Here is a 14,317-nt window from a genome sequence, read left to right as displayed (position 1 = left end):
CGACGTCGGGCCACCGGTCAGCCACCGGTGGCCCGACGTCGGCTCGTGCTGGGATCTGCACGAGGGCGGGGAATCGCTGCGGATCGGGTGCCTACAGCAGGGACTGCACCCGCACTGTGACCTGGGGAGTGCTCCGGCCCCCGACGCCGGGGGAGCCGTAGTCCTCGCGTGCCTCGGAGGTGTCGTCGGGCTCGCCCGCCTCCGACAGAGACTGAATGATGGTCTCCTGGACGTCGTGCACGATCTCCCTGACGGGCCGTGAGCCGTCGATACCGATCTCGATGACGGCCCTGCGTGAACCCGCCTCGACGACGACTCCGAAGCGGGCCTGACGAGGGTCCTGCTGCCGGATGTGACTGCCGATCGCCCTCAACGTGCTGCCTATCCCCGGCTCGATTCCTCGTACGCCGGGGACAGCAGTGACCAGGTTTGCCAGCTCGGCTGCTGAGAGGCTAGTCGTCATCGTGGAGATCCTCGATGTGGACGTTGACGGTCGGGGACACTCCTAGGTTCTCATGGCAGGCTCCTCGAACGGCGTCGCGGACCCGCTGGGCGAGCTGCGGCAGGCTGCCCGCGTTGACGTGGGCGGAGATCCGGCAGGAGATGGTCTCTGGAACCCCCAGGCCGCGGTGATCCTCGCCCGAAGGCGCGTGCTCGAAGGAGGACCGCAGGGCGCGCGCGCCGGGTACGGAGTCCACAGCTCGTCGGATGAGCGCTCGCAGCGAGAACTCGGACATGCTGTAGGGCCCCAGATCGGTGGCGGGCATCTGCACCTGGGCGCCGTGACGGGTCTCGGCGATGACGGCTTCCATCAAGTGGCGCTGCGGCATGACCGAGGCGCTCGCCTGAGACTCCAGCCGGTCCCACTCCTCGTGGAGGGAGGCGATCAGGCGCAGGTACTCCCGCGTGTCCGCGTCATCCTGCTCGTGAGACCGGGTGAATGGCCTGGCCGACGCCGTCGAGCGTCGGGCGCTGCGTGAGAGCTGGTTGGCAGTGCTCATGACCACTCCTTCATCTGGCGCATGACGAGAGCGCGAGCGCGTGCCAGCCTCCCGCGGACGGTGGACTCGGTGAGATTCAGGGCCTGGGCGATCTCCTCGTAGGACATGTCGTCGACCTCTCGGAGCACCCAGACGATGCGCAGCTCGGGCCGCACGGAGGCCAGCAGGTCGGCCAGTGCCTCGATCTGGGCGTTGACCTCGCTGGACTCGGCCGGGTCAGTGGTGCTGCTCGAAGTCGTTCCCGCCATGGCGCTCGCGGTCTCGAGGCTCTCGGAGTCGTAGGGATCGGTAGCCCGACGCTGACGCTTGCGCGTCATGCTGGTGGCCTTGTTGGTGCAGATCCGCATGAGCCAGCTCCGAAAGGCGGCAGGCTCTCTGACCAGGTGAAGACTGCGCCAGGCCTGGATGAGGGTCTCCTGGACGATGTCCTCACTGTCGTGACGGTTTCGCACGATCATGTAGGCGGTGCGGAACAGACGCCCCTGGTAACGCTCGACGAGCTGTTCGAAGGCGTTGATGTCTCCGTCCTGGGCGCGCAGGACCAGGTAGCGGTCCCTGTCATAGGACGAAGCGCTCGGTGGTGCGGCGTGGTGTGGACGCGGGCGAGGTGCCGGCACTGCCTCGTCCTGCTTCTCATGTGTCATCGCCGTCCCCGGTGCTCTCGGGCGCATGCCGTCCTGTGACGGTCTGCGAGATGTTGCGCGAGTTCGAGGAGCGCTCCAGACGCACCAGGATGTCGACTTGTCTGGGGCGCGTATCCAGGGACGTGGTCACGTCATCCTCGAGTCGGCGCCTGAGAGCGGCGACGGTCCACTCGACCTCGCAGCCCTGGGACACAGTGGCGACCCCTTGGAGCCACAGACTGCTTGGGGAACCAGTGACCCACACCGAGCACCGCTCCACCCCGGGGACGTCCTGGGCCCGCTCGGACAGGGCCTGTGCCAGGACGTCGGGGCTGACGGTGGCCAGCAGGACGCCCTCGGAGTCGCTGAATCTCAGGGGCGAGGCGGCCGCCTTGCGGGGGACTTGCATGGCGAGTAGGACCAGCCCAGCGATGAAGGCGAGCACTGACGCCAGCGCGGTGGTCGGCAGGAGCCAGTGCGCCTGGGGCGTGATGAGGCTGTCCACCCGGTCCTGCGCAGTGGCCAGGAGCGGGGCGACGTCGGGCCATGACCGACCGGTACCGAGGCCGGAGGCAAGCAGCCAGGATGCCGCTGCCGTGATGAGAAGGCCGCAGCCGGCCAGGACTGTCCTGTTGAGGACTCCGGAGACTGAACGCATAGTGTTCTCCCTTTCAGCTCGTGTGCCTGATCCGCACTCGGCTGCGTGCGATGCCCTCGGGCTTGAACGCCTGCAGGGCCTCATCGGCCTTCTTGCGGGCGGCTTCTCGTACCGGGGTGAGGTCGTCCAGGACGCTGAGGACGACGACGTCGACCCGTGAGCGGCGAACTCTGACGGTGGCGCTGTGGACCCCGTCGACCTGCTCGATCTGGGTTCTCACCAGTCCGGACAGGTCCCGGCGCGTTACTGCGGTCTGGCCGGGGACGGCGTCGGGGAGGATCTCGACGCGCTCGGGGACCCCCGGCCACAGGGCCATGAGGATCATGACCAGGCCGCATACGGCGGCGATCCCGGCGGTTATGAGTACTGTGGCGGATCCGAGGGTGGTGGATTCGATGGCGTCGAGTGTGGAGGCGGCCCGGTCTGGCCAGGTGCCGTTCACGATCCGGTGCCCCAGCAGCCAGGCCCCCAGTCCTCCTGCGGTGAGCAGCAGCAGCGCCAGGATGACACTGGGCACGCTGCGGGACGGGCGACGAATGAGTTTCTGGATGGGTGCTCTCATTTCAGGCTCTTCCTGACGTGGCTGCTCGGATTGAGCCAGGAGATCTCGATGGCGATCTTGCCGACGCGCAGCCCGGTGAGGTGCTCGACGCGGCTGCGCACGTGCGCGCGCAGGTCCTCGATGGTGGAGGTCAGTGGCGTGGGGAAGACCAGGCCGAGGTTGAGGTGGAGGACAGCGACCTGTCCGTAGAGCTCGCACTGGGCTTCAGGTCGGGAGGCGAAGTTGCGGCGGGTGCCGATTCCCAGGAGCCCTCCGGCGTTGGAACCGACGTTGCCGGTCTCATAGGCGGCCTGGGCGGCGATCTGGGCGACGACTCGGGCCGGAATGGTGGTGACTCCGCGCTGCTCCCGGGAGGAGTCCTCATCCCGGGAGGGCCCCGGCTGCGTGATCGCCGGCTGGGTCGCGATCGCCATCTTCACTTCCTTCGCCGATCCAGGATGCTTCGGACATCGACCCGGCCCTCCAGGTAGAGGCCCACCGCCAATCCGGCCAGGCCGCACAGGGTCACCAGGACGAAGTCGGCGAAGGAGCCGAAGGCGAGGATGGTTCCAAGGAACAGGCCCACCAGGAGGGCCAGGTGCGTTGTCTTCATGAGGACTCCTCAGATCAGGCGTCGGGATGGATCACTTGAGGTCGGTGGCCTCGGCGACGTCGGAGTCGTCGTCAGGCAGGTGGACGTCGGTGACGTTGATGTTGACCTCGACGACCTCCAGGCCGGTGGTGCCCTCGATCTGCTCGATGATGTTGCGGCGGATGGCGTCGGCGACCTCGACGATGGAGACGCCGTACTCGACCACCACGGTGACCTCGACGGCGGCCTGGGTCTCGCCCTTCTGGACGCTGATGCCACCGGCGACGTTGGTCTGGGCGTTGGGGATGCGGTCGGTCACCGCACTGAAGGCGCGGCGCACGGCGTTGCCCATGTCGTAGACGCCGGGCACCTCACGAGCGGCCATACCGGCGATCTTGGCGACGACGTTCTCGTCAATGGTGGTCACGCCGTGCGAGGTCTGGAGGGGACCGCGAGGGGACTTGTCCTCCTCGGCCTGCTCGTTGCGCTCGCGCTGCTGGCCGGTCTGGGGAATGTCGTTGTTGCTCATGAGAGCCTCTTTCGTTGATCCGTGAGATGGATAGTGACGGAATGTGGTGGTGCGCGGGCCAGCAACTGTTCTGTCAAGGTGCCCGGTGGCTTCCGTGGCCGGCTCGTGTAACTGGCCGTCTTGACCGACTGTCTTTGCTATCCGTCATGACTGCCGCGCTGATAGGAGGACGTTGCCGGCCGGGGAATCCTCACGCCTCCAGGCCATGGCTTGCGTCACAAGAACGGCGAAGCGGGTTTCATGGAGGCGATGAGTGCCTCCATGAAACCCGCTTCGGGGCGCCGAGGGTCTACTTCCGGCCGGTGACGCTCAGGTAGATGGAGATCGCGACGATGGCGGCGATGATGGACAGGGCCCAGCGGATCCAGTCGATGCCGGCGGTCTGAGCGACGCCGAAGAATCCGGCAACCGTGCTTCCGATGAGTGCGCCCACGGCGCCCAGCACGATGGTCCACAGCACCGAGATGTTCTGCTCGCCCCGCATGATGAGTCGAGCCAGGGCTCCGATGATGGCGCCGGCGATGATCATTCCGATGATTGACAGCATGGTCTCTTCCTTCGACGGTGTCCGATGAAGCGGGGTGCGCCTCACTCACATGGACATGAGTACGGTTGTGGAGCGTGTCAGCCAGTCATGAGATGAGAGGCAACACTCCCTGATAGACGCCATGGAACGGTTAATCGTCATGGTCCGGAAGTGTGGCACGCATTACAGCGCTGTCGGGTCGGTCTGTCCTTCGGCGGTGAGCTCGGGCGCGGTGAAGGTGCGCACCTGGGCGGCATCTGCGCCGATGAGTGTGGGGGAGTCCACCTGCTCACCGAGAGTCTCCAGGGAGCGGGCGGTCACCAGCAGCCGGTTCTCCATGGAGCCGACCGCCTTGTTGTAGGCGGTCACGCTGCGCCGCAGCGCCCCACCCAGGGCATCGAGATGGCTGGCGACGGTCCCCAGCCGCTCGTAGAGGGTTCGGCCGAGCTCCAGCAGCTCGCGGGCGTCGTCGTTGACGGCGGTGCGGGCCCAGGCCGTGGCGCAGGTGCGTAGCAGGGTCAGTAGCGTCACCGGTGAGGCCAGGGCGACTCCGCGCCCCAGCGCGTGCTCCAGAAGCGCGGGGTCTGCCTCCAGAGCGGCCGAGAGCACGGCCTCAGCCGGGACGAAGAGCACCACGAGCTCGGGCGAGTCCCCCAGAGCCCGGTCGTATCGGCGTGTGGCCAGCTGGTCGACGTGTCCGCGCAGAGCCTTGGCGTGAGCGGCTAGGAGCTCGCCTCGCTGGGACTCGTCCTCCGGGCCGGCGCCCTGGACGGCGGTGGCCGCCAGGTAGGAGTCCATAGGCGCCTTGGCGTCCACGGCCAGGTACCCGTCCCCGGGCAGGTGGACGACGACGTCGGGCCGGGACCGGCCTGCAGCGCCCTCACCGGAGGCCGGGCCTGTCAGGCCGCCGCGCCTCTGAACCAGTGCCCCGATGGTGCGCTGCTCGGAGAAGTCCACGTGCCGCATCATCCCGGAGGCCTCCAGGACCCTGGCCAGCTCGACCTCGCCCCACATGCCACGCGCCGAGCGCGAGCGCAGCGCACCCTCCAGGGAGGCGGTGGAGCGGGCCAGGTCCTGCTCGCGCAGCGCGGTGGCCCGCAGCTGCTCGGCCAGGGCCGCGTGCTGCTCGGCTCGCTGTTTCTCCAGGGACTCCACCCGGGTCCCCACCTGCTCGAGCTGGCTGCGCACCGGTGCCAGGGCCCGCAGCACGGAGCCGTCCCGCTCGGCACGTTCCTCGGCCACCTGGGTGCGCGAGGACAGCTCCTCGGCCCGCGCCTGCCACTGGGCGGCCTGGGCCCGCAGCTCCGCCACCTGCTCGTGGTCCGAGCGGGCCGCGGTGGTGCGCCGGGCGATCGCGCCGATGTAGCCGATGACCACCCCGATCGCCAGACCGACCAGGAGCAGCAGGATGGGAAGAAGGACGGGTGAGGAGCTCATGAACCGATGGTGCCCCAGAGGTACGACATCTATCTCGCCCCCTTAAGCGCAGTGGCGCCAGGCGGCTGCCAGTCGCCGCTCCTGCCCGCCCCGACGTCGTCGGCCAACCCTTCGCAGCCGCATGTCAACCAACCGCTCGGACCTGGGTCAACAGTCCTGAATCCCGACCTCTCGACCAAGCGGTCACCGAGAAGAGACCAACGGCACGGCGCCTCTGCTACTTGAGGAGGATGGGTATCTGCGCAGGCAGTGCCATGCTTAGTAGACGTGAGCGTCCTGCGTGGTATCGAACTGACCAGTTTCAAGCTGATCCTGGCCGTCGCCCTTCTCGCCCTCCTGACCGCCGTCATCGCGGCAGTACTCCTGCCACGGACGGTCCCGGCCGCCACGCGGGAGAAGACCGCTGACGGCCCTGCCCACCCCGCGCTCCGAACGGTGCTGCGCGCCGTCGGACGCTACACGGCTCGCACCGTCATGGTGAGTGTGCCGGTGCTGCTCGTCATGGTGCTCGCGGGGCTGCTCATCAACCGGCCCATGCACTACGTGCGCACTGTCGGCGACGTCATCGAGGCGGCCTCCCCACGAACCCAGGTCGTCTCGCGCGTCACGCCCCTGCCGGAGGCCTCCGCCTACGAGGCCGCCCCAGCCTCGGCCTGGAAGGCGTCCTTCCACGATGCCGGCGACGGCTCCCAGGAGGCCACCTGGACCGGTCCGGTCAGCGGCATCACTCTGCCGGTGCGCGTCATCGTGCCGTCGGGCTACAGGCCTGATGACGGCCGCACCTACAACGTCATCGAGGGCATCCACGGCTGGGTCGGTGACCCGCAGTCCCTGGTGACGGGCATGGCCTCGCCCAAGCGGCTCCAGGAGGCGATCGACGCCGGCCGCATCCCGCCGTCGATCATGGTGATCCCCTCGGTCAACGTGGACGGCAGCCAGCACGACTGCGTCAATATCGCCGGCCGCCCGCCCGTGGAGACCTGGACCGCCGAGGAGATCCCCCGCATGATTCAGGCCACCTTCCCCAATGTCTCCACGCAGCGGGCCGGATGGATGCTCATGGGTATCTCAGCGGGCGCCTACTGCGCGGCCCGGACCGCCTATGACGTCCCGCAGCGATTCGGCTCGGTGGGCGTCATGTCCGCCTTCGACCACCCCGATGAGGGGGCACTGGCTCACGGGGGCAAGCAGCTCCAGGCGCAGAACACGCTGTCCACCATGCTGGAAGCGCGTAAGCCCGACGGCCTGCGCTTCTACGTCATGGGGGCCCAGGACGACTCCACCGGCTCGGCCCGGGCCGCCTGGTTCATGGAGGACGCGGCGCGGGAGCCCGACTCGGTAACGATCGACACCCCGGCTCACGGCGGGCACTCCTGGGTCCTGTGGAACAACTACTTCCCGTCGCTGCTGACGTGGTGGGGCTCGGACCCGGCGGTCTTCGCCGCGGCCGGTCTGCCGGCGCAGGAGGGCGATGTATGGGCCAAGGCCACCGCCGCCGGCGTGAGGCCTCTGACGGAGACGCCCAGGGACCAGCGTGTGGTGGGGTCCCTCTCGCCGACGCGTGCCAAGCCCTTCGAGATCAACGGTCTGGGCACCATCACCGTGGCGGTGGTCGCCGCGCTGGTCGCGCTCGGAACCGCCCTGTTCTGGTCGCCCCGCTGGGGTCGACGGCGTGACGGCGGCAAGCCGTCGGTGGCGCGGCTGGGCGGCGCGATCCTGGGACGCATCGTGGTGGTGATGGTGACGGCGGGCCTGGTCGCGCTGGCGGCGGGAATCGGCGTCAACGCCGGCGGGGGCTTCTACACCTCGTGGCGTGATCTGCGGGCCTCGGTCCGGGTGAGCAACACCGCCGGGAAGTGAGTGGTGCTCCGGCGGCCTGATCCCGCCGGGGGACGCCGTCGGGGCGCACGGTGTCGGAGGGGCCGTCTAAACTCTCCTGCGTGGCACTTACCATCGGAATCGTCGGACTGCCCAACGTCGGCAAGTCCACCCTGTTCAACGCCCTGACCCGTGCGACCGTCCTGGCCGCCAACTACCCGTTCGCAACCATTGAGCCGAACGTGGGGGTTGTGCCCCTGCCGGATGCGCGCCTGGACAAGCTCGCCGAGCTGTTCCACTCCGCGAGGGTGGTCCCGGCGACGGTCTCCTTCGTGGATATCGCCGGGATCGTGCGCGGCGCCAGTGAGGGCGAGGGGCTGGGTAACCAGTTCCTGGCCAATATCCGTGAGGCCGACGCGATCTGCATGGTGACGCGCGCCTTCGAGGACCCGGACGTGGTCCACGTGGACGGCAAGGTGGAACCGGCCGGGGACATCGAGACGATCAGCACCGAGCTGGTGCTGGCGGACATGCAGACCCTGGAGAAGGCGATCCCGCGCCTGGAGAAGGAGGTGCGGGGCAAGAAGACGGAGCCCGTGGTGCTGGAGACGGCGCAAGCGGCCCTCAAGGTCCTGGAGGAGGGGACACTGCTGTCCGCCGGGGCGCAGGCCGCAGGGATTGATGCGGAGGTGCTGGGGACCTTCCAGCTCATGACCACCAAGCCCTTCATCTACGTGTTCAACATGGACGACGCCGGGATGAGCGACGAGGCCCGTCAGGCAGAGCTGCGCGAGTTGGTGGCGCCGGCGGAGGCGATCTTCCTGGACGCCCAGTTCGAGGCCGAGCTCGTGGAGCTGGAGCCGGAGGAGGCAGCGGAGATGCTGCATGAGAACGGGCAGGAGGAGTCCGGTCTGGACAAGCTGGCCAGGGTCGGCTTCGACACCCTGGGGCTGCAGACGTACCTGACGGCGGGGGAGAAGGAGTCCCGCGCGTGGACGATCCGCAAGGGCGCGACGGCGCCTCAGGCAGCGGGTGTCATCCATACTGACTTTGAGCGGGGTTTTATCAAGGCAGAGATCGTGAGTTATGATGATCTGGTCCAGTACGGCAGCGTTGCCGAAGCCCGCGCTCACGGCCGAGTGCGCATGGAAGGAAAGGACTACGTCATGGCAGACGGGGATGTCGTCGAGTTCAGGTTTAATGTTTAGGTGCATAAAAGTAACAAAATTCTTTGAGGCATACTTTAGTCCTCTAGCCGACTCCGAATTTATGTGATTATGTTTATGTGTCCCGCCATTCCAGGCGCTGATCTTTAGCGTGGCCTCATTAGCGAAAAGCGCATACTGCTCCTGACTGAGCTTACAGCAGGCGTGGCGACGTAGGTGCCGCTACAACAGTACTTCCCGAACAATCTATCCAATATTCACAATAGGGAGGGTAGTGGCAAAAAGGCTTTAGAATCGATCTAAATGCAACTTCGGTGCAAGTCCACGTGAAAAAATAACCATGCTTATGCGAGGTGTGATGGATAGTCTTGGAAGGCGAGCTGATTTTTCTGAGTCTACATCGAAAAGAGGATATTGGGGAGACGTTCCTCTCAGAGTTAGAATTGTAGAATACCTAGTCTTGATTGTTGTTCCAATTCTTATTCCCAATTTCTCTATATGGCTGTTTAGGTACAACCAGATGGGGGTATTTAATCTATCAATTGGGGACTGCGGTGCGACTGTCTGTGCAGTAATGATAGCGTTGCTCGCCCGAAATTGGGGAAAACCTAAGGAATCGCACGGTTGGCTTGTCGCATTTCTGTCCGGCATGTTTTTAATGATTGAAATGACCGTTTTGGTGGCTTGTGATTCTACAGCGCAGGTAACAAGATTGTTGGCGGCGGTAAAGTCAAGTGAGCAAGATGGGAACATTCAGATTGCTCAATCATTAGCGACAGAGGTGACTCAACATTCTCCGGGAGTTCTTTATTGGATACTTAGCTATACGTCCTTAGCGATTGTCGCAATCTATGAAGGGTGGATTATTCTCGGAGGTCAAGAAAATGCCTGAAATTCAAGACTATGAAAAACGATCACCTGAGTCGGTGGATATCAAGAGACGTCTACAACGAATAGACATATTTGCTGTGGTAGCATCACTCATTTCTCTGCTTTGCGCGTTGGTTACGTTGTTCCCGGCGCTCGCTAGCTTGAGCGGGGGCGAGTTTTCAGATTCGCGACGCTCTTTGCTGGCGTCCATGCTTATTGTGTACATAGCATACATTATTTTTGCCTTCATCTTGATACATCGTCGAATGCATCGTCGCCGTCGCTATAGGATGAGAATATCTCTTACCGGACGACCTAGGGTCGGGAAAACGGTATTTTCTGTCCTGCTTTACTATATTATTTCCTCCTCTCCTCCGGAGGATGTAGAATTCTCGGGGGAAACGGATAACATAATAAAGATGTTTCGAATGCTGAAAGGCTTTGACTTGGGTGACTGGCCTGTGGAAACCAGTGCCGATGGAGTGTCGGTGGTGAAAGGAGAACTTTCGCGTCATACAAAGTATAGTGGTTCTAGCATATACGAGATATCTATTGCTGATACAGCCGGCGAGAATTGGGCTAGTTTAGAGGAAACAAGTTCGTCTGAGCGTCCGTATCTGACGTTGGTGGCGTCTTCTGATGCGTTGGTGCACGTCGTTTCTGTTCCAGAACTGCGCAGCGGTAAGAGTGGTTTGGTTGATGATGTGTCAGATCTTGAGATGGCGGCAAAGTTAATTAGTAACTCACGGAGAGGCGCTAAGAGTGCAATTCCGTTACTCGTAGTGTTCAGCAAGTTTGATGGTGAGGCTGTCCGACATTCTTCAGATTGTGGAGCTCTGTTTCGGGTATTCGATCGCACTCAAATCGTTCAGGAAAGAGAAATTAAGGATGAAGACATCGTAAGCTACGTGAATAATTTTAGCGAGAGATTGTCGTCAGAGTTTGTGATCCGCTATACCGTTTCTTCGGCTTTACAGGCAAGGAATCAGCAACTATCTTCAGATCTCGTAAAATGGTTAATGTTGTCTGCTGAATAGTTTCACGAGTGTCTTCTTGAGTTTTCAAGGGGGTGGATGAATTCCTTTGTGGTGTGTAGGGGGTAGGGGTGCTGGAATGAGTGTCGGCAGTGACGATGGGGGTTGAGGTGCTTGTATGGTTGAGTCGAGTATTGCTCGTCGGCCGCCCATAAGTTTCCGCAGTGTGAGCAAGTGAGCTGACTCTCGGCATGTGAGGTGAGGTGGGTTTGTTTGAGGTTCCGACTAGCAACGAAGTTTGGTAGAATGTTGATCTACACCTTGCAGGCAGTTCATTTTGGAAAATACAACGATACCCTGTTTAGATATACTTCAGGTGTGGTGGTAAAAGCAATAATGGGGTGGTTGGATGCAATCAGTCGTCGTTTCAGGATTGCATGCCTCGATGTCTTTGAATCGGTCGCTCGTGGTGAGGATCGGCCAGGAAGCGACGCCGATCGTCTTACGAACTTGCTCAGACTCGGTCGAGAGTTTGAGGGCCTGTCTCAAGATCTTGCTAACCTATTCGGACGTCCAGTTGACCTGGTGTCACGAAACTCGTTGTACCCACTGATTCGTGATCAGGCCCTTGTGGACGTGGAGACATTTTATGGTGCGGCCTGAGTGTTTGTATCTGAGAGACACACGAAAAGCAGACGATCGCATTATTGCCTTTGTCGACGAACCCCTGGCCGGCAGTTACCTCGAGAATGGTTGACTGAGTAGTGAAGATCCGCAGAGACCCAGTTCAGGAAGCCGTCACCACCGGCTGGCTCTCGCTGGGTTGGACCACCGCGAAGCCCGGACCATGGAAGGCCAGATGGAAGGAATCGCCCGACCTGCGTTCAATGAGGGAGATCATCTTGAAGTTGCTCTTGATCTGCGGCTGCAAGTTCGTTGACTCGCAGGTCGCCTCCTGTGTGTCAGCGAAGGTCGGTTGCTGCGAGTTGTCCAGACGTGCAGGCAGCCCGTTATCGGGGCCAGGCACCGTCTCATCCCTCGATGGTGTCTGGTCAGAGCCCGATGAGATTAGGCGGGATATGAATCGTTTCCGGTGCAGGTCGTCTTTGACTCAACGTCAGTGCTGTGGACTCTTGTTGTCTTTCCTGGCTGCGGCGTTGATGGCTTCAGAAAGTTCTTCGTACGCAACTGAGGGACCGGCAAGTTTCTCCAGGGTTGTCAGGCCAATGGAGTCCTGACCAAGATCCTCTATCGTCCGTTTAGGAAGGACGTGGAAGCGCCATTGCGAGGCCAGGAGCGGGTTGTACTCCTCGTGGGTGCGCGCTGTCTGGATCGCGAAGACGTACACAGCGGCGTTGTAGGTGGGAACTGGCGTCAGCCCACCCTCTGTGGACCAGATGCGACTGCGAAGCCCCGTGAACTGGATCGTTGAGAGCTTGTACTGGTCCCACGCCTGGAGGTAGGCAGAGGTCTTGACCTCGATCGTGGTCCCATCCGGCGCCAGAACATCGTAAGGATCCCACTCGATCCGCAGTCCGGTCGAGCCGACCGCCTTCGCCACCAGGAACTCAGCCAGGTAGCCACGGGCATTGTTCATCCGGAGATTTGACAGAGCGAAGCGCCAGAAATCCACGACCGTCGCATCCGTACCGGCCACCACCTCCTCACCCGACAGCGGCGTGGGCCTGGGTGCGCGGATCGGCGGGGGAGTAGTCACAGAGCCATTGTCTCAACAAGAACAGGGTGGTTACTCAGCCCTCAGACATGGGCAGGAGAGAAGCGATGACCGCCTCCCGCGAACGCCTCTTCGCGGTTGTCGGTCGCTCACACAGATCCTGACTGTCGAGCGCTCCGCCGTCATCGCCCTCGCTCAGGACGACGCCACCACCGGCTGGCCCTCGCTGGGCTGGACCACCACGAAGCCCGGCCCGTGGAACGCCAGTTGGAAGGACTCGCCTGAGCCGCGCCCAATGAGGGAGCCCATCTTGAAGCTGCTCTTGATCTGCGGCTGCAGGTTCGCCGACCAGCAGATCGCCGCCTGCGGGTCAACGAAGGTGGGCTGCTGGGAGCAGTCCAGAAGCAACGGTGGCCCGTCGGAGGACACGGCCACCACGCCCTGCCCCTGAACGACGAGGTTGAACAGCCCTCCGGCAAGGATCCCGGCATTGCCCAGCATCCTGATGTCATAGCCCAGGTGCGCGTCGAAGGCCAGCAGGGACGGCGTGTTCACCGTGATCGCATCCCCCTCCAGCTGAAGCAGGAACACGTTCTGGGCACTGCGGGCGAAGAACACCTCGCCCTGACCCGAGACACGCATGAGGTTGCCGCCCTCCCCGGTGGCGGCCTTCTTAATCATGCCGCCCAGGCTCCTCGACCCCTGGTAGGAGAAGTCAATGTTTCCCTGGTAGGCGACCATCGCGCCCTGCGCGGCCAGCACCTCCGGGCCCAGGGCCACACGAAGCATCTTGCTGGACTGGACAGTCCAACGCTGACCGGTCTCCTGCTCACGGTTGGCCTGCTCAAAAAGGGGACTGCGCATGGAAGGTACCTCTGTTTCATGGGGCGGTACGGATACGGGGCCTTGTCGGCTTCAGACTTCCGACTGGTCCATCGTCGTCGGCCGCGGAGTCGCAACGCAATGGGGATCCCTACCCACACGGGTAGGGATCCCCTCACTCAGCAGCGTTGCGGCTGCCGGCTCTCAGCGCCTTGGCTTAGGCTCTGCGGCGGTAAGCCAGCAGCACACCTCCTGCGATCGCGGCCAGCGCCAGGACGAGCGGGATTCCCACGTACGCCCCGGTCCGGGCGAGGGGCGAGCCGGAGCCGTCCTGTGCCGGGGCACTCGGTGCTGATCCGCTTGACGTCGGGTCACTTGGTGCCGATCCGCTTGGCGTCGGCTCACCTGGCGTCGACTCGCTCGGCGTCGCCTTACCGGACGCAGAAGGCTGAGGGGTCGCCGACGGCGAGGGCGTGTCAGCGACCGCGGTGTAGGTGTTGGTGAAGGAGGTGTTGACTACCTGGTCCTTCTCCGAGACCGTCACCTTCTGGGCCTCCGGAGCCGCCAGCGTGTAGCCATCAATCGCGGCCGCCTTGGCGTCCTCGGTCACGGTGCACTGCGTGCCTGTGGGGACCTTCGGTCCGGTGACTGCCTTGCCGTCGGCCTTGGCCTTCAGCGTGCCCTCGGTCCCGTCGGAGCAGGTGTAAGCAAAGGTGAACTCCCTGTCGCCGACCTGCGCACCCGTCACCGTCTTGAGCACCGAGAAGGAGCCGGTCTGACGCGTGTAGGTGTTGGTGAAGGACAGGGCGGCGTCCTTCTCCGCGATCGTCACGTTCTGCGTCTCAGAGGCCTTCACGTCAAAGCCGTTGACCTGGGCCGACGACGTCTTCTCCGACACCGAGCACGTCGCCCCGACCGGCAGCGCGGGTCCGGACACGGCAGTGCCGTCTCCACGAGCCGTCAGCTCACCCTTCACTTCGCCCTCGACGTCGGACGTGCAGCTGTACCCGAAGGTGAAGGTCACGTTCTTGTGGGTCTCGGCGCCGTCGCCCTCCACCTTCTTCGACACGGTGAAGGTGCTGCGG

At 63.5% G+C, this 14,317-nt stretch carries 19 protein-coding genes; 5 read left to right on the top strand and 14 right to left on the bottom strand.

Annotated features, from left to right (window positions below; translation table 11 throughout):
* Window positions 1-91 precede the first annotated feature (91 nt).
* From BKH33_RS07255 to BKH33_RS07215, 10 genes are all read right to left on the bottom strand, one after another.
* Complete coding sequence (locus BKH33_RS07255; protein ID WP_043538525.1) at window positions 92-463, bottom strand: hypothetical protein; 372 nt, start codon at window positions 461-463, stop codon at window positions 92-94.
* Entirely contained in the window at window positions 453-1,001 is a 549-nt protein-coding gene (locus BKH33_RS07250) for an Asp23/Gls24 family envelope stress response protein (protein WP_003779602.1), read from the bottom strand. The genes BKH33_RS07255 and BKH33_RS07250 overlap by 11 nt, the downstream gene beginning before the upstream one ends.
* Complete coding sequence (locus BKH33_RS07245; protein ID WP_003779617.1) at window positions 998-1,645, bottom strand: RNA polymerase sigma factor; 648 nt, start codon at window positions 1,643-1,645, stop codon at window positions 998-1,000. Before BKH33_RS07245 ends, BKH33_RS07250 begins: the two co-directional genes overlap by 4 nt.
* The gene (locus BKH33_RS07240) at window positions 1,635-2,282 is read right to left on the bottom strand and encodes a hypothetical protein (RefSeq protein ID WP_003779604.1); all 648 of its coding nucleotides are present in this window, start codon (window positions 2,280-2,282) and stop codon (window positions 1,635-1,637) included. Before BKH33_RS07240 ends, BKH33_RS07245 begins: the two co-directional genes overlap by 11 nt.
* 13 nt (window positions 2,283-2,295) lie before the next feature.
* On the bottom strand, window positions 2,296-2,844 hold the full coding sequence (locus BKH33_RS07235; protein WP_003779608.1) for a DUF6286 domain-containing protein: 549 nt from the start codon (window positions 2,842-2,844) through the stop codon (window positions 2,296-2,298).
* Window positions 2,841-3,257 (bottom strand): hypothetical protein, encoded by a 417-nt coding sequence (locus BKH33_RS07230; protein ID WP_003779626.1) that lies wholly within the window; start codon window positions 3,255-3,257, stop codon window positions 2,841-2,843. Before BKH33_RS07230 ends, BKH33_RS07235 begins: the two co-directional genes overlap by 4 nt.
* A gap of 2 nt (window positions 3,258-3,259) precedes the next feature.
* Window positions 3,260-3,436 carry a hypothetical protein gene (locus tag BKH33_RS13875; RefSeq protein WP_003779638.1) on the bottom strand — a complete coding sequence of 59 codons (177 nt, stop codon included), beginning with the start codon at window positions 3,434-3,436 and terminating at the stop codon, window positions 3,260-3,262.
* Between the two features lie 31 nt (window positions 3,437-3,467).
* Complete coding sequence (locus BKH33_RS07225; protein WP_003779634.1) at window positions 3,468-3,944, bottom strand: Asp23/Gls24 family envelope stress response protein; 477 nt, start codon at window positions 3,942-3,944, stop codon at window positions 3,468-3,470.
* A gap of 289 nt (window positions 3,945-4,233) precedes the next feature.
* On the bottom strand, window positions 4,234-4,491 hold the full coding sequence (locus tag BKH33_RS07220) for a GlsB/YeaQ/YmgE family stress response membrane protein (protein ID WP_003779628.1): 258 nt from the start codon (window positions 4,489-4,491) through the stop codon (window positions 4,234-4,236).
* A gap of 162 nt (window positions 4,492-4,653) precedes the next feature.
* Window positions 4,654-5,907: a DNA recombination protein RmuC gene (locus BKH33_RS07215; protein ID WP_003779614.1), complete on the bottom strand. Its 1,254-nt coding sequence runs from the start codon at window positions 5,905-5,907 to the stop codon at window positions 4,654-4,656.
* A 267-nt stretch (window positions 5,908-6,174) separates the two neighbouring features.
* Here BKH33_RS07215 and BKH33_RS07210 point away from each other — a divergent pair, with 267 nt between their 5' ends.
* The 5 genes from BKH33_RS07210 (at window position 6,175) to BKH33_RS07200 (ending at window position 11,398) form a co-directional block, all read left to right on the top strand.
* Window positions 6,175-7,767, top strand: a complete 1,593-nt coding sequence (locus tag BKH33_RS07210) for an alpha/beta hydrolase (RefSeq protein ID WP_076142671.1) — start codon at window positions 6,175-6,177, stop codon at window positions 7,765-7,767.
* 80 nt (window positions 7,768-7,847) lie between these two features.
* Entirely contained in the window at window positions 7,848-8,933 is a 1,086-nt protein-coding gene (ychF, locus tag BKH33_RS07205) for a redox-regulated ATPase YchF (protein ID WP_003779606.1), read from the top strand.
* 418 nt (window positions 8,934-9,351) lie between these two features.
* Window positions 9,352-9,783 (top strand): hypothetical protein, encoded by a 432-nt coding sequence (locus BKH33_RS13650; protein ID WP_143229002.1) that lies wholly within the window; start codon window positions 9,352-9,354, stop codon window positions 9,781-9,783.
* A 397-nt stretch (window positions 9,784-10,180) separates the two neighbouring features.
* A complete protein-coding gene (locus tag BKH33_RS13645; RefSeq protein WP_143229001.1) occupies window positions 10,181-10,798 on the top strand; it encodes a hypothetical protein in 618 nt (205 codons plus the stop codon).
* A 243-nt stretch (window positions 10,799-11,041) separates the two neighbouring features.
* The gene (locus BKH33_RS07200; protein WP_003779636.1) at window positions 11,042-11,398 is read left to right on the top strand and encodes a nucleotidyltransferase family protein; all 357 of its coding nucleotides are present in this window, start codon (window positions 11,042-11,044) and stop codon (window positions 11,396-11,398) included.
* Window positions 11,399-11,522: 124 nt separating this feature from the next.
* Here BKH33_RS07200 and BKH33_RS07195 read toward each other — a convergent pair whose 3' ends face one another.
* The 4 genes from BKH33_RS07195 to BKH33_RS07180 all read right to left on the bottom strand — a co-directional run.
* Complete coding sequence (locus tag BKH33_RS07195; protein WP_003779609.1) at window positions 11,523-11,762, bottom strand: AIM24 family protein; 240 nt, start codon at window positions 11,760-11,762, stop codon at window positions 11,523-11,525.
* Window positions 11,763-11,852: 90 nt separating this feature from the next.
* A complete protein-coding gene (locus tag BKH33_RS07190; RefSeq protein ID WP_043538524.1) occupies window positions 11,853-12,452 on the bottom strand; it encodes a hypothetical protein in 600 nt (199 codons plus the stop codon).
* A gap of 153 nt (window positions 12,453-12,605) precedes the next feature.
* Complete coding sequence (locus BKH33_RS07185; protein WP_003779612.1) at window positions 12,606-13,274, bottom strand: AIM24 family protein; 669 nt, start codon at window positions 13,272-13,274, stop codon at window positions 12,606-12,608.
* 175 nt (window positions 13,275-13,449) lie between these two features.
* A partial coding sequence (locus tag BKH33_RS07180; RefSeq protein ID WP_244157424.1) for a DUF5979 domain-containing protein occupies window positions 13,450-14,317 on the bottom strand: 868 nt, incomplete at its 5' end.

The organism is Actinomyces naeslundii, from assembly GCF_001956585.1.
Taxonomy (GTDB): Bacteria; Actinomycetota; Actinomycetes; order Actinomycetales; family Actinomycetaceae; genus Actinomyces; species Actinomyces naeslundii.
The sequence above is the reverse complement of the archived record's forward strand: the minus strand, read 5'-3'. Positions and strand labels throughout refer to the sequence as shown.